The sequence below is a fragment of the Sphingobacterium sp. UBA6645 genome, assembly GCF_002455685.1.
Classification (GTDB): Bacteria; Bacteroidota; Bacteroidia; order Sphingobacteriales; family Sphingobacteriaceae; genus Sphingobacterium; species Sphingobacterium hotanense.
In genome coordinates, this window is sequence record NZ_DKLH01000078.1 from 1 (window position 1) to 23,137 (window position 23,137).

Annotated in this window: 21 protein-coding genes; 4 read left to right on the forward strand and 17 right to left on the reverse strand. The window is 40.7% G+C overall.

All coding sequences use genetic code 11. The annotated features are described in order from the left end of the window. Positions 1 to 186: 186 nt before the first annotated feature. Positions 187 to 663 (reverse strand): regulatory protein RecX, encoded by a 477-nt coding sequence (locus B2400_RS14095; protein ID WP_149525797.1) that lies wholly within the window; start codon positions 661 to 663, stop codon positions 187 to 189. 69 nt (positions 664 to 732) lie between these two features. On the opposite strand from B2400_RS14095, the gene B2400_RS14100 reads away from it, so the two are divergent. From B2400_RS14100 to B2400_RS14110, 3 genes are read left to right on the forward strand one after another with little or no spacing between them, the layout of a single operon-like run. Next, positions 733 to 3,168: a bifunctional UDP-N-acetylmuramoyl-tripeptide:D-alanyl-D-alanine ligase/alanine racemase gene (locus B2400_RS14100; protein WP_293934391.1), complete on the forward strand. Its 2,436-nt coding sequence runs from the start codon at positions 733 to 735 to the stop codon at positions 3,166 to 3,168. 2 nt (positions 3,169 to 3,170) lie between these two features. Then, positions 3,171 to 3,803, forward strand: a complete 633-nt coding sequence (locus tag B2400_RS14105) for a DUF502 domain-containing protein (protein WP_149525799.1) — start codon at positions 3,171 to 3,173, stop codon at positions 3,801 to 3,803. Continuing rightward, positions 3,781 to 4,386, forward strand: a complete 606-nt coding sequence (locus B2400_RS14110; RefSeq protein ID WP_293934393.1) for a hypothetical protein — start codon at positions 3,781 to 3,783, stop codon at positions 4,384 to 4,386. The genes B2400_RS14105 and B2400_RS14110 overlap by 23 nt, the downstream gene beginning before the upstream one ends. 440 nt (positions 4,387 to 4,826) lie before the next feature. Here the strand turns inward: B2400_RS14110 and B2400_RS14115 are convergent, their stop codons facing one another. From B2400_RS14115 to B2400_RS14165, 11 genes are all read right to left on the reverse strand, one after another. After that, complete coding sequence (locus B2400_RS14115) at positions 4,827 to 5,225, reverse strand: hypothetical protein (protein WP_286650437.1); 399 nt, start codon at positions 5,223 to 5,225, stop codon at positions 4,827 to 4,829. A gap of 116 nt (positions 5,226 to 5,341) precedes the next feature. Next, complete coding sequence (locus tag B2400_RS14120; protein ID WP_149525802.1) at positions 5,342 to 6,400, reverse strand: PA0069 family radical SAM protein; 1,059 nt, start codon at positions 6,398 to 6,400, stop codon at positions 5,342 to 5,344. Positions 6,401 to 6,468: 68 nt separating this feature from the next. Then, entirely contained in the window at positions 6,469 to 8,568 is a 2,100-nt protein-coding gene (gene ppk1 / locus B2400_RS14125) for a polyphosphate kinase 1 (RefSeq protein WP_286650436.1), read from the reverse strand. A gap of 65 nt (positions 8,569 to 8,633) precedes the next feature. Then, complete coding sequence (locus B2400_RS14130; RefSeq protein WP_149525803.1) at positions 8,634 to 9,017, reverse strand: hypothetical protein; 384 nt, start codon at positions 9,015 to 9,017, stop codon at positions 8,634 to 8,636. Between the two features lie 15 nt (positions 9,018 to 9,032). Next, the gene (locus tag B2400_RS14135) at positions 9,033 to 9,611 is read right to left on the reverse strand and encodes a DJ-1/PfpI family protein (RefSeq protein ID WP_286650435.1); all 579 of its coding nucleotides are present in this window, start codon (positions 9,609 to 9,611) and stop codon (positions 9,033 to 9,035) included. 12 nt (positions 9,612 to 9,623) lie between these two features. Then, on the reverse strand, positions 9,624 to 10,190 hold the full coding sequence (locus B2400_RS14140) for an NAD(P)H-dependent oxidoreductase (protein ID WP_149525805.1): 567 nt from the start codon (positions 10,188 to 10,190) through the stop codon (positions 9,624 to 9,626). A 43-nt stretch (positions 10,191 to 10,233) separates the two neighbouring features. Next, positions 10,234 to 10,863 carry a hypothetical protein gene (locus B2400_RS14145; protein ID WP_293934397.1) on the reverse strand — a complete coding sequence of 210 codons (630 nt, stop codon included), beginning with the start codon at positions 10,861 to 10,863 and terminating at the stop codon, positions 10,234 to 10,236. Positions 10,864 to 10,906: 43 nt separating this feature from the next. Further along, positions 10,907 to 12,025 (reverse strand): lipid-A-disaccharide synthase, encoded by a 1,119-nt coding sequence (gene lpxB, locus B2400_RS14150; RefSeq protein WP_286650433.1) that lies wholly within the window; start codon positions 12,023 to 12,025, stop codon positions 10,907 to 10,909. Positions 12,026 to 12,643: 618 nt separating this feature from the next. After that, positions 12,644 to 13,858, reverse strand: a complete 1,215-nt coding sequence (locus B2400_RS14155; RefSeq protein ID WP_286650432.1) for a porin — start codon at positions 13,856 to 13,858, stop codon at positions 12,644 to 12,646. 14 nt (positions 13,859 to 13,872) lie between these two features. Further along, positions 13,873 to 14,946, reverse strand: a complete 1,074-nt coding sequence (locus tag B2400_RS14160; RefSeq protein WP_286650431.1) for an agmatine deiminase family protein — start codon at positions 14,944 to 14,946, stop codon at positions 13,873 to 13,875. A 65-nt stretch (positions 14,947 to 15,011) separates the two neighbouring features. Beyond that, on the reverse strand, positions 15,012 to 15,887 hold the full coding sequence (locus B2400_RS14165) for a carbon-nitrogen hydrolase (protein ID WP_149525810.1): 876 nt from the start codon (positions 15,885 to 15,887) through the stop codon (positions 15,012 to 15,014). A 174-nt stretch (positions 15,888 to 16,061) separates the two neighbouring features. Here B2400_RS14165 and dinB point away from each other — a divergent pair, with 174 nt between their 5' ends. Beyond that, positions 16,062 to 17,132: a DNA polymerase IV gene (gene dinB, locus B2400_RS14170; RefSeq protein ID WP_149525811.1), complete on the forward strand. Its 1,071-nt coding sequence runs from the start codon at positions 16,062 to 16,064 to the stop codon at positions 17,130 to 17,132. Here dinB and B2400_RS14175 read toward each other — a convergent pair. From B2400_RS14175 to B2400_RS14195, 5 genes are all read right to left on the reverse strand, one after another. After that, positions 17,118 to 18,512 carry an exonuclease domain-containing protein gene (locus tag B2400_RS14175; protein WP_286650429.1) on the reverse strand — a complete coding sequence of 465 codons (1,395 nt, stop codon included), beginning with the start codon at positions 18,510 to 18,512 and terminating at the stop codon, positions 17,118 to 17,120. The genes dinB and B2400_RS14175 overlap by 15 nt on opposite strands. 74 nt (positions 18,513 to 18,586) lie before the next feature. Beyond that, entirely contained in the window at positions 18,587 to 19,591 is a 1,005-nt protein-coding gene (asnA, locus tag B2400_RS14180) for an aspartate--ammonia ligase (RefSeq protein ID WP_286650428.1), read from the reverse strand. A 311-nt stretch (positions 19,592 to 19,902) separates the two neighbouring features. Continuing rightward, entirely contained in the window at positions 19,903 to 21,183 is a 1,281-nt protein-coding gene (locus B2400_RS14185) for an anthranilate synthase component I family protein (protein ID WP_293934402.1), read from the reverse strand. Positions 21,184 to 21,190: 7 nt separating this feature from the next. Next, a complete protein-coding gene (locus B2400_RS14190) occupies positions 21,191 to 22,462 on the reverse strand; it encodes an adenylosuccinate synthase (RefSeq protein WP_149525815.1) in 1,272 nt (423 codons plus the stop codon). A 125-nt stretch (positions 22,463 to 22,587) separates the two neighbouring features. Beyond that, entirely contained in the window at positions 22,588 to 23,082 is a 495-nt protein-coding gene (locus tag B2400_RS14195; protein WP_149525816.1) for a Fur family transcriptional regulator, read from the reverse strand. Positions 23,083 to 23,137 lie beyond the last annotated feature (55 nt).

Here is a 23,137-nt window from a genome sequence, read left to right on the forward strand (position 1 = left end):
GAGCTACTTTCGCTTGACGTGGTGCAAATATAGAGAGAAAAATCAATTCCTAAAATTATTTTTTAAAAAAGTCGACAGAGAGATATCAACTTGTTGGCGCTCAAGACATATTTTTTTATTTAAGCCTAGCATTCAATCATAGATATTTAACTAAAATAGTATTCTCTAAATTCTGAACCGACGCAGCTATTGCTTAATTTTAGAAAATATCAAATCGTTTTCATATCCTTTTGATTGTAGATACCTGATCAGCTTTGCTTTCTCTTTTAAAGTCAGGGATGAGGGATCTACCTTAATCTTTTTTGAAATTAACTCAGATAATTTCTCTTCATAGTCGTCTAAATCTATTTCCCTGAGCGCAATTTGGATCAGAGGCTTTGAGATTCGTTTAGCTTTTAGATGCTGAACAATTTTTATCTTTCCCCAGCCTTTCATTCGGAATTTTCCTAATACAAACGCTTTTGCAAACCGCTCTTCGTTCAGGAAATTATCGGAGATTAGGTCTGAAATTATTTGCTCAACATCATTGCTATGTAACCCCCAGCTATATAGCTTGTCGCGGACTTCTTGTTGTGCTCGCTCTTGATACGCACAATAGCTTTCAGCTTTCCTCTTTGCTTGCAAGGGGGTAAGAACCTTAGTTTTTCCCGATTGATCTTCCATAACACAAATGTTCAAAAAATGATGAACTTATAAAAAAAATGATGAAATTCGTTCAATATTTGATTTAAGATGTATACTATCGATTTAATACGCGAGGTTTTAGAGTTAAAGAGTTATAGAATAGCGGATTATAATCAACAAATTACAGAACTAGTATACGACAGTAGAAAGGTTAATCAACCTGAACATAGCTTGTTTTTTGCGCTTACTGCCGCCCGTGATGGTCATGATTTCGTAAATGATGCTTATCTGCGGGGAGTTCGTAGTTTTGTTGTTTCCAAAAACGTGCCTTTCCTCGAGACACTTTCTGATGTTAATGTGCTGATTGTTGCAGATGTATTAGATGCATTACAACGCCTTGCCGTGTATCATAGGCTAACCTTTGATGGGACGGTGGTAGGAATTGCAGGAAGTAATGGTAAGTCGGTCGTGAAGGAATGGCTGTTCCAATTATTGTCCATCGATAAGAAAGTATATCAGAGTCCGAAAAGCTATAACTCGCAGCTTGGTGTCGCGTTGTCGCTTTGGAATCTAACTGCGCAATATGATATAGCATTGATAGAAGCAGGGATTTCAGAACCGGGAGAGATGGAGCGCTTACAATCGCTTATACAGCCTGAAGTAGGAATTTTTACCAATATTGGGTTAGCCCATTCGCAACATTTTATTTCGAAGCAAGCTAAACTGTCAGAGAAGTTGAAACTGTTTCAACAATCCAATGTTCTTATTGCTGGCTCCAAATATGTTAATGCCGATCAAGTTTCTTCAAATATTAAATTATTGCAGTGGGGAGAAGAGGAGAGCGATTTAATACAATTGTTAAGTCAACAACCATCAGGAAAAGGAACTGAATTAACAATTAAGTCTAAAGATAATATCCACACTTTTGAAGTCCCTTTCAGGGATAGAGCTTCGATTGAGAATATTCTTACCTGCTTCACGGCAATGACGTACTTTGGTTATACCGAACCACAGATCATTGAACGGTTGCAGCAGCTAAGACCTTTAGAAATGCGTTTGCAGTTGAAAAAGGGAATTGCTAACAGTTCCCTAATCGATGATTCGTATTCTAATGATTTAGCATCTCTTCAGATATCATTAGATTTCCTTGCGCAGCAAAATCAGCACCCTAGAAAAACGCTTATTCTGTCCGACATGGAAGGCTTGTCTAGCAGTGAGAAGTTGCAGGAGAAGCTTCTAGGCATACTTTCTCGAACATCTCTTAGCCGAATGATATGGGTTGGTCCTGATTACCAATGGTTGGACAAGCTATCAACAACAACGATACTGCGCTTTGCAAGTACGGAGGATTTGCTCAATCAGTTAGAGACTTTAAACATCAAAGATGAAACTGTATTAATCAAGGGAGGGCGTGCGTTCCGTTTTGAACAGATTGTACAGCGATTGACTTTGAGATCCCATGGAACCGTTCTTGAAATTAACCTGAATGCGCTATCGCATAATCTTATGCATTATCGGGCGATGATCCCCAATCAAGTGAAGCTGATGGCTATGGTCAAAGCTTTCTCCTATGGAAGTGGCAGCTTCGAAGTTGCTAATCTGTTACAGTTCAGCAAAGTCGATTATCTAACAGTAGCTTTTGCTGATGAAGGTGTCGAGTTAAGAATGGGAGGCATCTCATTGCCTATCATGGTGCTGAGTCCGGATAGCGATACTTTTCAGACGCTTCTCCAATACGAGCTAGAGCCCGAGGTTTACTCCATGCGTTTCTTAAATCAATTTTTAGACTTCTTAAAAGCCAATAAGCGTGAAGGATATAAGATTCATGTAAAGTTAGATACAGGCATGCATCGATTGGGATTCTTGCCAAATGAAGTTGATGAACTTATCGAGTGCCTGAACCAACATAAGGAAGTTAAGGTACAATCCTGCTTCACCCACTTGGTTGCTTCGGGAGATGCTGATCAAGATGATTTCACCCAACATCAAATCGATACATATACAAATTGTGTTGCCAAATTAGAAGCCGGAGTCGGTTATTCCTTCATCAAACATGTTGCGAATACATCGGCAATCGTACGCTGGCCGCAAGCGCATTTTGATATGGTGCGCTTAGGAATAGGGCTCTATGGTGTCGATATGGACAACGGAAATGGCGTTTTAGAGAAGGTGAGCACCCTTCGAACAACAGTAACGCAGATAAAAGATTTACCGAAGACCGAGACTGTTGGTTATGATCGAAAAGGCGTGTTAACACGTGACAGTACAATTGCTACTGTTAAAATTGGGTATGCTGACGGATATAATCGTAAATTTGGGAACGGAATTGGAAAAATGAAAATCAATAATCAATTGGTCCCAACGGTAGGTACTATCTGTATGGATATGTGTATGCTGGATGTGACGGATATTGAAGTCAAGGAAGGGGATACCGTGGAGGTATTTCCGGATATCATGCAGGCGTCCAAGGATATTGGCACCATTCCGTATGAACTATTGGTCAATATATCAAGCAGGGTAAAAAGAGTCTATTATTTTGAATAAACATGTTGCGTAAATTCTTTCAACAATTCTTTTATTATTTAATCAAGGGAACCTTGGTCGTTGCGCCTGTTGCGGGAGCAATCTTTGTGATTGTGTGGTTAGTCGCTACCCTAGATGGGGCGTTGAACATTACTGAGCACTTCCTAGAAGATGAAACCGGACATCCCCTCTATATTCCAGGGATAGGGATTCTTTCTGTCATTCTTCTGTTGGCACTGGTAGGCCTTATCTTTACTACACTAGTAACGGCGCCGATCCGAAATTGGATGACGCGGACGATCAACAAAATACCATTATTCAATACACTATATTCCTCGATCAAAGACTTTACGGAAGCCTTTGTTGGTGATGCTAAGAAATTCAACGAACCTGTACTGGTCGAAGTGAACAACTTCGGCTTGAAGAAAGTTGGCTTCTTAACGCAAAAAGATCTGAGCAGCATAGGATTGGCAGGTGAAGTTATTGTTTACTTTCCATACTCCTATTCTGTTGCAGGACAGGTTGCTATTATTAGCGCTGATAAAGTACATAAGTTAAATATGACAGCCACGGATGCGATGAAATTAGCCGTTTCCGGCGGTGTAAGTGGCGTAGAACCTTCAAAGAAAAAAGATGTTTTGGAAAAAAAGCAATAATAAGCAGTCGCAAGAATCAAAGGATTTGTGGTTGCCTATTGGTGCAGCGCAGTCGTTTTCTATCAGCGAACTCGATACTGAACTCTTGGATTTGTTTGAAAAGAAAGAGAAAACATTGGAAACGAAAGAGCGCTTTACTAATTGGTTTAAACAGACAGAAAATCTCTCTAGAGACAGCATGCATAGAATATCGGAAGAAATAGCGCTCTTGGAATATTATATCTCTTTATGGAGTATGCTTCATCCAGAAGAGCAGCATGTTAAAGTTGATTTTAATATCGCAGATCCGTCTTTACAGGTTAATGCGTTACTTTTCCTCCCACTGGTTCAAAATGCGCTGACAAACGGTTATATTACGATGCCTGAGCATCCAATTAAAATTCGCTTAAGCAGTACAACTAATCAATTAAAGCTGGAAGTTAGCAATCATGTCAATCACTACCTAAAAGATCAGTCCGATAACGACTATATTAACTTCCTTCAAGACCGCTTAAAATTTCATTACCCCGATAAGCACAATCTATTCATCAATAGTAATAGTATGCTGTTCAAGGTGGTAATGATTTTAGATGTTAGACATTAGATTTAAGATATTAGACGTTAGATATTAGAAACTGCAGCAGTGCAGTTTTTTTTTGGAATGGGAGTAAGGAAGGATGTCTTTGCACCTTTGGTTTAGAGAGGAAGAGGTAGATTGTTTTGAACCAAGAAAGGAAGGATTCAAGGATGGACAGGATCCTGCTAATCCTTACATCCTTTTTTTCCTGGTTCAGAAATAGTATTTAGTAGTTAGTACTTAGTATTAAGACCTATGGAGAAGCATCCTGCTCATTCTTGAATCCTTCTTTTCCTGGTTCAGAAATAGTATTTAGTAGTTAGTACTTAGTATTAAGACCTATGGCGAAACATCCTGCCCATTCTTGAATCCTTCTTTTCCTGGTTCAAAACACTAATACAAAAAATATGGCGCCTAATCGGCGCCATATGTCTAAGATCTAATATCTATACTCTAATATCTAAATATTATCTATCACAACTTGCTCTAAACGATTCTTTCGTATCGAGATTCGTATAAGCGATTTCTAAGGTGCTTTCTGAGATGGTAATCGTTCCGATTGCTTCAGAATTAAAGAAGATTGTATTGTTTTCTCCTTTTTGCATCACGATTCCTGTCAATGAAGGGATGTTTCCTGCATCTGTTTTGAAGTCGAAAGCATACTTATCCCCAACTTTGTACACGCGAACAGAACCAGGGCCATACTCGACACTTTTGCTGTCATCCGAAAGATTAGTATATCCGACATCGCCAGTATAATTTCCAGTAAATAATTCATTATCTACGGGATCATCGTCTTTCGAACAAGCAGAAACTGTAAACAGGACAACGAACAAAAGACTTAATAATTTCAATGTGTTTTTCATAGTACAATATTTATGTTTTTCTAATAGTTATTGTACTTAGTGAACCAAACACGATGCCATTATGACTGCAACATAGCTGTTACATTTTCTTTTTAACACTTCTTAACGCTTTCAATTTAGAATAATTTAAGCTGCTGGTCAGTCTTTTTAACGAGTTGTGAACAGTCGAACTCAAAATGCTCTACGTTCAAATTATTGCGTTTGCAGTGCATACGGAAACTATCTTTTATCATTTGCGCCAGTTGACCCGTTCCTTTCATCCGATTTCCGAACTCGCTATCATTGACCTTTCCATTATGGCAACTTTGGATGCTGTGCCAAATCTTATTTGCGCGATCGGGGTAAGCCTTATGTAGCCAATTCTCGAATATCTGTCCGATTTCACCATTTAATCGCACGGTCGTATAACCGGCCCATTTCGCCCCAGCATTGGCCGCTGCTTGCAGAACTTTAGGGATCTCATGATCTGTTAATCCAGGGATCACAGGAGCACACATGATGCCTACGGGCACTCCAAGCTTGGAAAGCGACTCGATCACATGTAAGCGCTGTTTAGCAGTTACCGTCCTAGGTTCGAGCTTCAATCGCGTATCTTCTGTTAATGAATTGATGGAAATGTAGACCACGCATAGATTCCGATTGGCAAGCTCGCTGATGATATCAGCATCGCGCAGGATCAAGCTGTTCTTTGTAATAATGCTTACCGGCTGGCCATATTGGCTTGCAGTCTTTAAAATTCCACGAGTTAATTGGAATTTCCGCTCTAAGGGTTGGTAGCAGTCTGTATTGCCGGAAAGCGATATAGGCATACCTGTCCAAGATTTACGGCTGATAAATTCACGGAATAACTTGACGCTATTCGCTTTCACCATGATTTTAGTTTCGAAATCCAAACCGGCGCTGTATCCCCAGTACTGATGAGAATTGCGCGCATAGCAATAGATGCATCCATGCTCGCAACCCTGATAGGGATTGGCTGAATATTCCATGCCAACATCGGGGCTTGTCACCTTATTTACGAAACTCTTGGGATGTACGATCGTAAAGTGAGTTTGCGGCTTTTCCTCTTCCCATTCATCGATCCCCTCAATAATATCTTTACTATAGCACTGTTTAAAGAAAATGTTCGATACATTCTCCTGTGCACCACGACCTTGAATAAATTCAGTAGCCATATTTCCTCCTAATATTTTTCTAAAATACTAAAAATATTAGTAAAAATACAGCGCTATATTGTCATATTTTATACGGACTCAGTCGTTTCTTTTTTGGTCTTTGCATATAGATAGCTGAAAATCTCGAGCTGCGAGCGAAATGCAGGCTTTTTGTTGCTCACATATTCATTCGTCTGCAGGTTGTCGAAAATCCTAGCTTTTACATTATCTTTAAGCTGAATCTGTAACAAATCCTTAAGCTCAGTTTTCAACTTCTTATTATTGATTTTCACTGCTGCTTCAATACGATAGTCTAGATTCCGCGTCATCAAATCGGCCGAAGAGATATAGGTCAACTCTTTGCCAGCAGCGTAGAAATAGAACACACGGGCGTGTTCTAAATATTCATCTACAATGCTGATACCATATAATGGCTCTTTAAATTTCTTCTGATTGATGGCACAGTAGACGCCACGAACAATGAGCTCCACCTTTACGCCGGCAATTGCAGCCTCATACAACTTTTTGATACATTCTTTATCGCTCAGGGAGTTGATCTTAATGATGACGTGGGCTTTTCGACCAGCCTTCGCCTCGATGATCTCTTTATCTATAAACTGCAGAATTTGCTGACGCATATCCAAAGGGCAGGTCAGTAAGCTTTTACAGTTTTTAATCGTGTTTTCTAAAGGCAACTTCGGCTTTTGTAAGGCATTGAATATCTTATTGATATCGGCCATTACGCTTTTGTTGCTGGTCATCAAACAGTGGTCTCCGTAAATTCGAGCCGTCTTCTCATTAATGTTTCCGGTGCTCACAAAACCATACTGAATCGTTTTGTTATCTACCCGCTTTTTGATAATACATAGTTTGGCATGTACTTTCCTGTTCGGAATACCGACAAGCACCTTCACGCCCTCCATTTCGAAACGTTCTTTCCAATCCAAATTATGCTCTTCATCAAATCGCGCACGCAATTCCAACATCACCGTCACTTCTTTTCCATTCCGCGCTGCATTCACTAAAGCATTCGCGATCTTGGAGTTCGTAGCCATTCTATAGATGGTAATCTTGATCGTTTTTACGTCCGGATCCATTGCAGCTTCCCGCAACAGATCAATCATCGGCCTAAACTGATGATATGGAAAGGAGAGGAGCACGTCTTTTTTCAAGATGACATCCGTCACACGCTCGACATCGCAGAGGTCAGGATGTTCAAACGAAGTTCGCTCAAAGGGCTTCTTATAGGATCTGAACACATCCGGGAAGTCCATAAAATGCTTGAAATTGTGGATTTTCTGTCCAGGGATGATGCTGTCTCGTTTTGATAGATCCAGTTTTCGAATCAAAAACTCCAAAAGCATCTGGTCCATGTCCTTATCAAATACAAAGCGTGTTGGCTTGCCTTTACGTCTATTTTTTACGCCTTTTGTAATCTTTTCTACAAAGGTTGTGTTCACGTCATTGTCTAAATCAAACTCAGCATCTTTGGTAATCTTGAAGGTATTAGCTACAAATTCATCAAAGCCGAAATAAGAGAAAATATAAGGCAGATTAACTTTTACCACATCTTCAATCAAGATAATATGCTTCTGATTCTTAGGAGCCGGCAGAATCACAAATCGACCATGCTGGCTCGATGGTAATTCAATGATGGCAAACTTCGTCTGATATTGCCAGTCTTTCTTATACATGGCAACACCCAAATAAAGACTTTTGTCGCGCAGGTAGGGCATAGGGCGTACCTCATCCAAGAGCAGCGGAATAATACTGCTTTCCACCTCTCGGTCGAAATAGTCTTTCACAAATGCCAATTGCTCCTCCGACAAATCCTCCGCAGTCTTAATAAAGACACGTTGTTTTGCCATTTCTTTCTGAACATCTAACCAAATCTTATCAAACTTTTTCTGCTGCTTGATGACGATATGCGTTATCTGCTCTAAAATAATGTTGGGATCTTCATAAAAAGATCCCAACACTACTTTGGTATTAATCTCCGCAGCGCGCTTTAATGCAGCGACACGGACACGAAAAAACTCGTCTAGATTATTCGAGAAGATACCTAGAAACTTGATGCGTTGTTCCAATGGAACCTCAGTGTCTGCAGCTTCTTGCAATACACGAGCGTTAAAACTTAACCAACTAATATCCCTTGGGATAAACTTTTTTGCCATTTCTAGTTCTCTCATATTAGCCCCGAAATTATCGGTGCTGTGTTAAATTTTTATTAACTATCTAAAATCAAATTGTTAAATCACTTTTGCGACCCATATCTCTTTTGAATATTTATTGCCTCAAACTTTTTGTCGTCGTAGTGCGGCTCTTCAATATTTAAAGTTGTAGGAAAAGGTTTATGTTTATCGAAAAAGAAGACTTTAGTAACCGAACCATAGTCATTGGTAGGAAATTGATCCGCACATTGATCATATTGTGCATTCATCGGATCACCGACCGTTACTGCATAAATCCGAATAATGCCACCCTTATTCTGCTCATTCCGCACAAAGGCGACCTCTTCAAAATCTCCGGGCAAATCTTTAATCGAAGGCTGCGAATAAGCATCCCAGATAAAATACCCTAATAAACAAATGAGCGGAATGGCAAAAAACCAAACCTTTTTACTTTTCTGTTGCGCCATCTATCCCTACCTCGATTATAAACTAACTTGGATGCCTAACAATTTATAAAACTCTTTCAAAATCGCTTGGTGACCTGGCCAAGCAGGCGAGGTTACTAATTTTCCGTCAACAACAGCTTGGTCTGCAGGAATGTTTTTCCAGGTACCGCCTGCCAACTCTATATCCGGACCAACAGCCACATAAGCTGTCAATGTACGTCCCTTCAATACCTGCGCAGTCGTTAATACCTGTATACCATGACAGATCGCTGCAACGGGCTTATCTTTCTCAAAGAAATGCTTCGTAATTTCGATAACACGTTTATTTAAACGAATGTACTCCGCTGATCGACCTCCTGCTATGTAAAGTCCATCATAGTCATCCGGATTTACCGAATCAAAATCTTTATTAATTGCAAAGTTGTGCCCGCGCAATTCTTTATACGTTTGATCGCCGGTAAAATCGTGAACTGCCGTAGGTACGACATCACCTTTTTTACGATCTGGAGCAATAGCATCTACTTCGATACCTACAGCACCCATCGCTTGGAAGGGAACCATCGCTTCATAATCTTCAACATAATCTCCAACTAATAATAATACTTTCTTTGCCATGATATTTAATTTTTAATTATTGTTCTCTGTTAACTTCGTCGCCATCATTCGTTTGGTCTTACGCACCTTAGCCTCCAATTGACTACGCAATAAGGGCGTAATGATGCCAACGCCTTCTTTAAAATTCTTGCTGTATTCCGGCAGTGAAAAGCTTTCCAGAATATCAGCGCCATCTTTCGGCATGCGGGACAATGCGATATCCAAAATGCATTGACCACCGCCTTTGCCATTGCTGGTCGCTAATAGAAAAACAGCTTTTCCATTAAATAGTTTACGACCTTTGATTCTTGAGGTCCAATCGTAGATATTCTTGTATGCGGTGGCGTAGTTTCCGTTATGTTCTGCCAAGGAAATTAATATCAGATCTGCCCAATCGATCTTTGCTGCGAATGCTTGCGCAGCATCAGGGCTGCCAATCTCCTGTTCTCGATCGACGGAGAATAGCGGCATTTCAAAATCGTTCAAATCTAATATTTCAATGATATCGTCTGTTTCTTTATAATATTTGGAAACCGAAGTGATAAACTTCTTGTTGATGGAGTTCTTGCTGCTGCTACCAGCGAAAGCCAATATTTTCATGTCTTAAATTTAGCGAATTATTAGGCATAAAAAAAGCCTATGATTAATCATAGGCTGTAATTTCTGCTTTACCTTCTGTACCAGGCGACCCTGAATATACTTGACCTTGCGGTACTCCCCGCAGTCCCGGACCAGACATGGAAATTTGTGAATAAACACGTTGCAAGTCTGATGTAGGGTTTACGCGAAGTCCACCTTGCTGTACATCGATCAATAAATAGTTCTTTCCTTTTTTATCGGTAGTCTGTGGTTTGATTCCGGTACTCGCATAGGCGAAGTTTACTTTTCCACCATTTCCGTTAGGAAAGGTTTTGGTACCGTTCATTGCATCCCATCCGCGCGCAATCACATAAAGCGAGCCTAACTCTTGTAGATTCACCTTGATATCAAAGTTCGTCGCGTTGTTCTTACCGTCTGAACCTGAAATAACCGCGTTTTTACCGATAATGGCATGACCAATCTCTAGTTTTACATCCTTCTTACCAAAGAATTCCAACTTGGCTTTGTCCTTCATAATCAATGTGTCGATACGAACGATCATCGACGAATCACGGCTCACGAAATTTTTAGTCTTCTTTTTTCCAACTTCTAATTTCGTTATATGTTCTGTCGTCTGTGCCTTGCTATTCAAGCCGAGAAACAACATACTTAAGCTTAATATTAAATATTTCATATGTTAACCTCCTGTCTTTTAGACTATATTAAAGTTAGAAAGTTTATTCCAAACCTTTTATATATTTTACGATCAAGGCAGCTGTTTTCTCGGAAGCTCCCGGCGTCCCCATCTTTTCAATCAAGATGTCGTAGTTCTCTAATACACTTGCTCTGTGTTCAGGATTCAGCGTTAGCTCTTTCAGTTCCTCTGAAATGCTCATCGTATCGCAATCGTTCTGGATAAGCTCGCGGACAGACAGATAATCGTTTATTAAATTAACGAGCGAAATAAAACGCACTTTGATCAACCGACGAGCAATCATTACCGTAATCGGGTTGGCTTTGTAGACAACGACTTGCGGGACGCGCAATAACGCAGTTTCCAAGGTCGCCGTGCCTGAAGCAACAACGGCAGCTTCAGCATTCTTCAATAGATCATAAGTTTGATCGAAAACGACAGGAATGTCCTCATCGCCGATATAATTTTTGTAATAGGCTAAGTCGAAATTCGGAGCTCCCGCAATAACCAACTGATGAGCCGGAAACATGCGGTTCAGATCGACCATGATGGGAAGGAGATTCTCGATTTCCATCTTGCGACTTCCGGGCAATAAAGCAATGATGGGCTTATGCCCCAATCCATTATCCGCCTTAAAATTCGGGTTGAACTTATAGGCCGCAATGGCATCCAACAATGGATTCCCAACGTAGTCAACATTATAATGAAACTGCTTGTAGAACTTGACCTCGAACGGTAGGATACAAAACATGTGGTCTACCAACTTTTTGATCTTGTACACCCTTTTTTGATTCCATGCCCATATTTTCGGAGATATATAATAGCAAACCCTAATGCCCAACTTCTTAGCAAAAGCAGCAACCTTAAGATTAAAACCCGGAAAATCGATTAAAATTAGCGTGTCTGGTTGCTGTTTAACAATATCTTCTTTTACCTTCTTAAGGTTCTTAGCAATGCTGCTCAAATTCTTTAATACCTCAATAAAGCCCATAAAGGCCATCTCTGAAGTATGTATCAGTACCTGCTCGCCAGCCGCTGCCGCCATCTGATCGCCACCAACGATATTAAAACTTGCCTCCGGATCTTCCTTTTTCAATGCCTTAATCAAATTCGCACCATGAAGATCTCCCGAAGTTTCTCCTGCTATAATGTAATATCTCATGTTTTATATTAACCCTTTAAATATACGGAATCTTTATAGGATGATGCAATTCCGCCCTTTTTGCATAAATATTTCTTCAACTTTTTTACGGATCTCGCTTTGTATAGAACCCTTGTAAAGCCCTTTCATACCCCAATCTAACCCCAATCTAACCCAATTGGAATTGGGTTAGATTGGGGTTAGATTGGGGAGTATTTAGTAGTTAGTAGATGTAAGATCTTAGACATTAGATTTTAGACATTAGAGTATGGTGTCTTCTGAGGGATAATAGGATGGGGAGGCTACTTCTTCTGAATACAAAGAAAGGAAGGAGAGTTTGTCTGAACCAGGAAAGGAAGGATGCAAGGATTATCAGGATCGGGTTGAAAGGAATAAGGGTTTTGTTTTGAACCAGGAAAGAAAGGATTTAAGGATTGGCAGGATCACGTTGAAAGGAAAAAAGTGGCTGTTTCTGAACCAGGAAAGGAAGGATGAAAAGATTAGCAAGATCCTGCCAATCCTTGTATCCTTCCTTTCCTGGTTCAAAGACAAAAAATCATTGGTTCAAAAAATTTCAAAAAAAGGCGCCTAATCGGCGCCTAATCTAATGTCTAATGTCTAATATCTAAAATCTAATATCTATATTCCAAGTTCAACCTGGAACATTCCGCCCCAAGCGGCTTTGTTATTGCCATTGTTTAAGTAACCATCTTTAAACGTGTAGTTGGCATTCAGCTGGAATTTCAAGCGGTGTGCTTTCATGTATTTTGTAAGACCAAGTTCGATAATCTCTGTTTGGTCTTCGTAAAGAGCGATATCGCCGTGTGGCATTACATAGGTATAGCGACCGGCAATTTCATAACCTTTGTTCAATAGGTATGACGCTTGTTGGTTTACACCCCAACCTTTATAGGCGTAAGTTTGTTCAGGATCTTCTTCATCCGTCAGGTTGAGCGGATTGTCTACATCTCTGCGCATGTATTCCGCAGCGTAAGCAAATCCCATATACTTAAAGATTGCGTCTGCAAAGGATGTTTTTAAGGTAAACGGATTTTGAACATAGCGACCTAATTGACCACCTTCGCGGATTGTTTTGTCGTTATAGCTATAACCACCACCGATCGATATTTTTGGTGTTTCTTCGCGCTCTAAATCTCCTTCGGAGTAGTCGTTGTCGTTTGTAAATTTACCCAAGGGTAAGAATTCGATTCTACCCGTATAAGCTAATCCTTTATCGGTGGCACTTGCAGGACGACCTTCACCGGTTGAAATGGCAGCTTTCGCATTGAAAGGCATATCGCCAATCTTCTTACTCAAGTTTAACGAAACCCCAAAGTCACGGTCTAAGGTGAAGTTGCTGTTCACTAAGGATCGGTCTGCGAACTGTAAGGAACCTGATGAATTCACACGCTGGCGGTTACCTGGAAGCTTATTCTGTCCGAATGAAATATAAAAATCGTCTGAGAAGTTATAGAACATCACCGCGTCACGGACAATATTAGGGATACCGGTATCGTCGAAGTCCTGGTCACTACGTGTAAATGCCAACTGGACGGTATAGGAAATCTTCGGCGTATAGATATAACCGTCCATACGCATTCTTAAACGACGAATACGAGCGTCGAATTTACCATTATCTTCTCCATCGATTACATTGCTAAATCCCAAGCGGTTCTGCATACGAAAGCGGAAGTTGGTGTAGAATAGAGAATCTTTGGATTTGTATTGGATTCCTTTGAAGTTTAAGATCGTCGCACGGTCATCGCGCTCTTGCGGATGCCCCTGACCATAAACCTCAGTGATCGCGATAAGAGCTAGAATAAAGGTTAAGGTAAATTTAGTAATCCTGTTCATTTTTAAGTATATAGTTATATGTGTGGTTCTTGCTGACTTAAGCAGTGGAAACTTCCAAGCCCCCAAATAATATCGACAGAGTCGATGCCTATAACCTTGCGGTCAGGGAATACTGATTGTATAATATCAAGTGCTTTTTGGTCGTTCTTATCATTAAAAACAGGCACTACGACTACTTTGTTTGCGATGTAGAAATTTGCATAAGAAGCCGGCAATTGCTGATCCTCATAAACAACCGGGCGTGGCATCGGCAGCTCTACGATATTTAAAGGGCGACCGTCTAGCAGGCGCATTTCCTTTAATTTCTCCAAGTTCTCTTGAAGAATAGGGTAGTTCTCGTCGTTGGGATCTTCTTCTACAACAGTTATGACTGTATCCTCGTTCACAAAACGTGTGATGTCGTCAATATGTCCGTCTGTATCGTCGCCAATAATTCCATCGCCTAACCATAATACCTGATCCTGACCATAATAATCCATCAGGTAACCTTCAATTTGTTCTTTATTGAGGTGTGGATTTCGGTTTTCGTTCAATAGGCAGGCTGTAGTCGTTAGGATGGTTCCGGCACCATTGAATTCTACTGATCCACCTTCCATAACGATAGGAGGCGTAAATAGTTTTAATCCAAATTCTTGGGCTATTCTTGTTGGAACGACATCGTCTAAATCATAGGGAGGGTATTTTCCGCCCCAAGCATTGTAACCCCAATCGACCACGGCTTTCTCGCCGGTTTCTTTGTTGAGAAGGAACGCCGGACCATGATCACGACACCAAGCGTCGTTGGTCGGATTAAAATGAAAGCTAACATTGTCTAAGTTTGCACCCGCAGCTACGATATGCGACAGGGCGAAGGCCTTCATTGCTTCATCAGCCACGTTAATACGCACTTTTTGATCTGCTGCTACCAGTTTGATGAATTGGGAATAGGGCGCGTAGATGGTTTCTAGCTTACCCGGCCATGATTCCTCTTTATGTGGCCAGCTTAACCAAAGCGCTTCTTGAAGTGCCCATTCGGCTGGAAAAGAAAAACCTTGCGCCTTAGGTGTGTCTTCCTTTTTATATAGTGGGGATGTGTTTTCTGAGTTCATATTAACATGACGTAAAAAAACTATGCTCTTGGATGAGCATAGTCTGTATTTCTTGATTTTATTCTTTAGTCCTCGTCTATAAATCGCTTAGTGATAGGTGCATATGTCTCAATTCTTCTGTCGCGAAGGAAAGGCCAGTGCTTGCGGAAGTAATCGGATTGATTCAAGTCTATTTCAACCACTTCCACTTCTTCTTGATCGTGGGATGCAAGATATAATAGTTTTCCTTGTGCGTTTGCGACGAAGCTGCCGCCCCAGAATTTCATTGCTCCATCTTGCTCAAAACCAACACGGTTTACTGAAACAACAGGAACGCCATTGGCAACCGCATGCGAGCGTTGAATAGTCTGCCAAGCATTATATTGATCTTTGTTTGTTTCTTCGTCTTGATCTGTTGCCCAACCGATAGCCGTAGGGTAGAACATAATCTCGGCACCCATTAGCGCCGTGATACGAGATGCTTCAGGATACCACTGATCCCAACAGATCAACACGCCAATTTTTCCGAACTTCGTGTTGAATACTTTATATCCTAAATCACCAGGAGTGAAGTAGAATTTCTCATAGAATGCTGGATCATCCGGGATATGCATCTTACGGTACTTACCTAAGTAAGAGCCATCTGCATCCAAAATAGCAGTTGTATTATGATATAGTCCTTGCGCACGCTTTTCAAATAACGAAGCAATGATAACGACGCCAAGCTCTTTTGCTACAGCCGATAAGGCATCCGTAGATGGCCCCGGGATAGCTTCAGCAAGGTCAAAATTATCGTAATCCTCTACATCACAAAAATATAAGGAGGTAAAAAGTTCTTGCAAACAAACGATTTGGGCACCTTTTGCTGCTGCTTCGCGAACTTTCTCAATCGCTTTATTCAAATTCTCTTGTTTATCCTTTACACAGGACATTTGAACTAAACCAACTTTTACTTTACTCATTTTTACAATTACTTATAAGGTTTGCGCAAAGATAGGATAAAATAATGAGGTTAGTTGAAGGGGGTACCCATTATGGGGCAAAAATACGTAGTAATATTGTAATTTTTTGTCCTTTATAGTCCTTGCTGTTCAGTACCCTTGGATGCTAAGTTCTGGGTTTTATTACCTTTGTGTATGCGCAAAATAATTCATATTGATATGGATGCATTTTATGCTTCTGTCGAGCAGCGTGACTTCCCTGAGTTTCGCGGAAAGGCATTGGCCGTTGGTGGCTCGCCTAGCGGACGGGGAGTGGTGGCGACGGCAAGTTATGAAGCGCGCAAATTTGGGGTGAAGTCTGCGATGTCCTCGCGCATGGCTCTGCAACTTTGTCCCGATTTACTTTTTACTCGCCCTAGATTTGACGTGTATAAGGAGGTTTCGAATCATATCCGATCCATCTTTCATCGCTATACCGATTTAATCGAGCCACTCTCATTGGATGAGGCTTATTTGGATGTCACCGAAGATAAGTTGAATATAGGATCGGCGATCGAAATTGCAAGACAGATTAAGCAGGCAATCCACGAGGAGCTTCAGCTTACGGCGTCGGCAGGTGTGTCGGTGAATAAATTTGTGGCTAAGATTGCGTCAGATTTTCAGAAACCAGATGGATTGACTTTCATTGGTCCCTCCAAAGTAACTAAGTTTTTGGAGGCTTTGCCTATCCATAAATTTTTCGGAGTAGGCAAGGTGACGGCCAAGAAGATGAATCAAATGGGTGTGCATATAGGTGCTGATTTGAAGAGATTTAGTGAGATTGAGATACAGCAGCACTTTGGGAAGTCTGGGAAGTTTTTTTACCAAATGGTGCGTGGCTTGGATGAGCGTCCAGTCCGTCCCAACCGAATTTCGAAATCCGTCGGTTCTGAGGATACCTTTGAATCGGATCTAACCGATCCGGAATTGATGAAGGTGGAAATCGCTCGATTAGCAGAACGCGTTTTTGCGAGGCTGGAGCGGGGGGAGAAGTTTGGTAAAACCGTTACCCTGAAGATCAAGTATGCGGATTTTTCCCAGATTACGCGGAGCAAAACAGGACTGGTTTATCTTTCGAGATTGGATGAGATACAAGAATACGCATACGAATTGCTCGATAAGGTGGATATGCAGGATAAACGGGTAAGGCTTTTAGGGGTTACGGTATCAAATTTTCAAGGCGAGCATCCCGAGACACCAGAATATGTACAGTTAAGCTTGTTCTAAAGGTTCGCCAACCAGGTATTGCACGCGGGATGGGTTCAATCTGGCAAAATTCATAGCGAGGTTGTTCATGTAGAAATTGCTGTGTACCAGGCTCTCATTTTCTACAACATCGTCGATAGCATTGAATTCTAAGTCGTTGTCCACGAATCCTAACGCAAATACTTTGTTTTCTTTATAATAGATATAGCTCTTCTCCTCGGCATGCCTTCCACGATCAATGATCACAAAGCTTCGCTTGCTATTCTGAATGCTTTCTATCGCTTCTAAGACCCTATCGTTGTATTCAGTGATATCTGGAAGCTCTTTTTTTAAGAGCCCCTCAGCGCGTTCCGTATTTGATTTTTCGCTATTAAAGAATGAACACAATCTAAATTCTAGCGAGTAGGAGTTGATTAATTGAAGCAGGAATTGCGTGGATTCATGTACCGTGTTGAAAGCGAATAATGGTGTAATGTGCTTTCTGATTTGGCAAACGGAGAGCCGTAAGTATCCATTTTGATCTTCATAGCTAATCAATCCATATTTGGGGTCGTATTTTTTGAGCGCGCGGTTATAGATTGGCCATATCTTTTTAATCATATCGCATTCCATCAGGAAGGCCATCAATTCGGTGCCTGACTCTTGAAAATCGATATCGCTGATCTCGTTTATAAAATGCTGTCTTCGCTGGCCGGAATTGTTTCCGGTAAAATGGCTGATGACACGCTTTTTAATATTTCCGGCCTTGCCTACATAGATTATTTTACCCTTGTTGTTTTTGAAAAGGTAGATGCCCGTGCTGTTAGGCAATCGGTTAAATACCTCTACAGGAATATTGGTTGGTAAGCGCTGTTCTTTAGCGTTGGTCTGTTCTACGAGTTTAATAAAATGTTCGCTATCAGATTCGTATAGTTTTTTAAATAAAGTAACGGTTGCCTTCGCATCGCCTGCGGCACGGTGTCTATCTTCAATGGTTATTCCTAAGCTTTGACATAGTTTCCCCAGGCTATAACTTGGTAGGCCTTTAAATATTTTGCGTGATAATCGAACAGTACATAGTCGCTGTGCTTTCCACTCATAACCGGCGGCTTTCAATTCGCTTTGAACAAATGAGTAATCGAAATGAACGTTATGTGCTACGAATATGCAACTACCTAATAGGTGGTAAATATCTTCTGCGATATCTTCAAATACCGGAGCATTTTCGACCATCTCATCAGAGATACCTGTTAATGCCTGAATGTGGAAGGGGATAGGTTGTTGTGGATTGACCAGGCTCGTGTACTCGTCTACTACTTTCTTGCCATCGAAGATGTAAATGGCAATCTCTGTTATTTTACTCGCAGAGGCGTATCCTCCCGTAGTTTCAATATCGACAATAGCGTAGCGTGGCTTCTTCATTTAAACAAAAATAATACTAATATTCTTATTTACTAAGATTATTAGTATTATTTTCTGCTTTCTCGTTGAATATTTTATAAAAGCTCTACGCCTTTATCTAAAAGTTCTGTCTTTTTTAATTGATCCCAAATGCTCACTTGTACCTGTCCGATATGCTCCAGTTTTAGCATAAACATACAGATTCGAGATTGTCCGATTCCACCGCCAATAGATTCCGGAAGCAAATCGTTCAATAACATCTGGTGGAAAGTCAATTTCTGACGGTCAAGGCTGTTGCGGATTTCCAGCTGCGTTAATAAGGCTTTCTTGTCTACACGGATCCCCATAGAGGATAGTTCAAATGCTGTGTTTAAGATAGGGTTCCAAACCAGAATATCACCATTTAAGCCATGATAGCCTTGTTCATTGCCGGTGCTCCAATCGTCATAATCAGCGGCGCGGCCGTCATGTGGTTCTCCATTCGTCAGTGAACCTCCGATTCCATAGATGAATACCGCTCCGTACTCTTTCGCAATAGCGTTCTCACGTTCTTTGCCTGTACTATTTGGGTATTTTTGAAGTAGTTCCTCTGCGGAAATAAAATGGATAGTTTCTGGTAGAATGGGCTCAATATGTGGATATTGCACATTTACCGCTTGTTCTGTGTCGAAAATGACCTGATAGATTTTCTCTACCGTTTCTTTCAGATAGGCTAAGTTTCTATTTCCTGAGAGTATACATTTTTCCCAATCCCATTGATCTACATAGATAGAGTGGATAGGTGAATAGTCCTCGTCAGGACGTAAAGCACGCATATCGGTTAAAATACCTTCTTCTGGTTCTAGTTCCAGCTCCTTCAAGCGGATTCTTTTCCACTTTGCCAAGGAGTGTACTACTACCGCGCGTTGGTCTTGTAAAGATTTGATTGGGAATGAAACAGGTCGTTCAATTCCGTTTAAATCATCGTTAATACCCGTTCCATCCAATACAACGATTGGTGATGATACTGGAATTAAGTTTAAGGCTTGCTTGAGTTTTGTCGCAAACGTTTCTTTAACAAACGTAATTGCTTGTTCTCTTTTTAAGATATGACGTCCCATTAATTTTTAATACAAATAAACATAGTGATCGTGATTCTAATAGCAAAAATCGCGATATCATAATTGTATTCAAAAATACAAAAATGTTAATGATTTCGGTTATTTATTGTAAAAATAAATAGTGAAAAGTGGATTTCTCAGTATTGATTGCAATGCAATCGGTTGATTGCTTAAAAAATACGATATGGAAAATTGCCGGTTAATAGGATGATTACTGAACGATTTTTGATGGAGATAGCAATGGGGTGATAATATTGGCGTGATTATCAGCTGATTGTGGGGGTATTGGTTTTGAGCGTGAGGCTTTCAGATTAAAAGCTATTTAAAGCGCTACGAATTGCCGCTCCTTTAATAAGGCACTCCGCGTATTCTGATTCTGCTTCGGCATCCATCGTAATGGCACCTCCGGTATGAAAGGAAAGATAATGTGTCTCAGCATTATAGATCAAAGTTCTGATAACGACGTTAAGGTCGAAGTTTCCATCCGGCGAGAAATAGCCAATGGCACCGGAATAGACGCCACGTCTTGAGGTTTCGTATCGATCGCATAACTGCATGGCCGATATCTTGGGCGCTCCGGTCATAGAACCAGCAGGGAAGGTGTTCTCTATGACTTCGCAGTCCGTCATAGTGGGATTCTTTTCGCAAGAAATAGTGGATATCAATTGATGCACATGCTTAAACGTGTAGAGCCCTAGTTTCTCTGTGACTTTTACTGTGCCCGGCACCGCACTTCGGGTAAGATCATTTCTGACAAGATCAACGATCATGACGTTTTCAGCAATTTCCTTCGGATTGTTCGCGAGTTTATTCTTTAGCATTTCATCCTCAATTTCGTCCTTTCCGCGTGCGGACGTTCCTTTGATCGGTTGGGAAATCAAGGTGTTTCCACGTTTCGCCAGAAAACGTTCGGGAGAAGCACTGAGAATATAGGATTGCTTGACTTTAAAAAAGCAGGCAAATGGTGTAGGGGAGATCTCGTTAAGCTTGTTGAACAATGCCTCTGGATTTTCGATCTTCGCATCATCGTCAAAAAACTCCTGACAAAGATTTGCTTCGTAGATATCTCCGCGCTGAATATGACCTTTGATTTGATCGAAGGCATGGAAATAATCCTCACGAGTCATGCGAGACTTAATGTCGCCTGAATACTGAAACGCTCGATTGAGATTCTCTGAATTCAAAATAGCTTGATATACAGCAGAAGGATCTTCTGCCTGAATATGTAGGCTGTTGGATTTGAATTGTAAGATGATCTTTGGGACAAAGAAATAAGCGTCAGGAAATCCCGTACGATTAGGGAACTGCGTTTGTAGATCCTCAAGCTCATTCTTGAGATCATAACTAAGAAATCCCGGAATCCATTGATCAGGAAACCGGGATTTAAATTGTTCTAAGCGTTCGAAGGTTGATTGTCCGGCTTTAGAAGTGAAAACCTCCGCAGCATCGATAGCCATCAAACAGTCAACTTGCGAGTATTGGTTGCTAAAACCATTGGATTGAAATAAGCACACATGTTCAAAGCCTTTAGACCACTGTAGGGCCTTAGACAAAAACAATTCACTATGCACTTCAAAAATGGCTTCGGCCATATCTGTCTTATAATACGATAGTTTGCGTACGATCAGGACCTACAGATAGATACTTGATAGGAACGTTCAGTTCTTGCTCTAAGTAGTTAATGTAGTTTTGTAATGCTGCAGGGATTTCGTCTTTCGAACGGATTCCTGTAAGATCTTGATTCCAACCTTCCATTTCCTTCAATACAGGCTCTGGTTTGTTGGTAATAATCTCATAAGGCATATAGTCGATCTGTTCGCCTTGGTAGTTATAATGTGTACAAACGTAGATCTTCTCGAATGTATCCAATACATCTGCTTTCATCATGATCAATTCAGTAACGCCGTTGATCATGATGGCATATTTCAATGCCGGTAGATCGATCCATCCAGTACGACGAGCACGGCCAGTTGTAGCACCGAACTCATGTCCTAACTGACGTAATTTCTCACCAGTTTCGTTTTCCAATTCCGTTGGGAAAGGACCTCCACCTACGCGCGTTGCGTACGCTTTGAAGATACCGAATACTTCGCCAATTTTATTTGGAGCAATACCAAGTCCCGTACAAGCACCAGCAGTTGTTGTGTTAGAAGACGTTACGAAAGGATAAGATCCGAAGTCAACATCCAATAAGGTACCTTGAGCGCCTTCAGCTAATACTCGTTTGCCGTCCTTTAGATACTCATTAACTAAGTGCTCAGAATCAACATGAGGGATAGTTTTTAAGAATTCGATAGCATCTAAGAATGCTTGTTCTTTTTCAGCGAAATCAGGGATTTCACCGTAATGAGCTAGCATGGAAAGGTGCTTTTGCTTTAACTTTTCGTAGCGCTCCTTAAAGTCAGAAAGGGTAGTATCTCCGACGCGAAGTCCGTTACGGCCAGTTTTGTCCATGTAAGTTGGACCAATACCTTTTAAAGTAGAGCCAATTTTACCTGCACCCATCGTGCTTTCAGAAGCAGCATCTAATAATTGGTGAGTAGGTAAAATAAGGTGTGCTTTACGAGCTAATACCAACTTGCCTTTTCCTACTGGATCGAAGCCAGCAGCTTTAAGGTTGTCTAGTTCTCTTTTAAGGATAATAGGGTCGATTACAACGCCATTACCGATTAGGTTTAGAGTATCTTCGTTGAAGATTCCAGATGGAATGGTGTTAAGGACGAATTTCTTGTTGTCGAATTCTAAAGTATGTCCAGCGTTTGGACCGCCTTGAAAGCGAGCGATCAAATCGTATTTCGGACAAAATACATCTACGATTTTTCCTTTTCCTTCATCACCCCACTGCAAACCCAAAAGCACATCAACTTGCATAGTATTTATTGAAATTTATATGTTAAAATTATTGTTTGTTTTCCTGAAAAAATAAATGTTCGGAAAAAGGGAACCTATTAGCCTTTTTCCGAACAAAGGTATATATTAATTTTTCGAATGTTAAATTAATTTGAAATTACTGCTTCTTCTTTTACAGGTTCTTTTACGGTCTTCGATTTGCGGCAATCAGCGCAAATTCCGTATAGGTTTAAGGAGTGGTGTTTGATCTCGAAATTCAATAAATCTCCAATCATCGTTTGGATTTGATAAACACGAGGGTCGCAGAATTCGACCACCTTATTACACTCAATACAGATGACGTGGTCGTGTTGTTTATAGCCATAGGATTTTTCAAACTGCGCCATATTGCGGCCAAACTGATGCTTGGTAACTAAGTCGCAGGAAACAAGTAGCTCTAACGTGTTGTAGACCGTTGCACGGCTTACGCGATACTTCTTGTTCTTCATATGTATATATAAAGATTCCACATCAAAGTGATCAGAACGTGAGTATATCTCCTCTAAAATAGCGTAGCGCTCTGGAGTCTTTCTAAGATTTTTGTTCTCTAGGTATGCTTCGAAAATCTTTTTAACAGTTTCGTAGTTTTCGCCCTGTTTCATAGTATTCGCCAAGTTTTAAGATTCAAAATTACCAAAATAGTATGGTATTATCTAG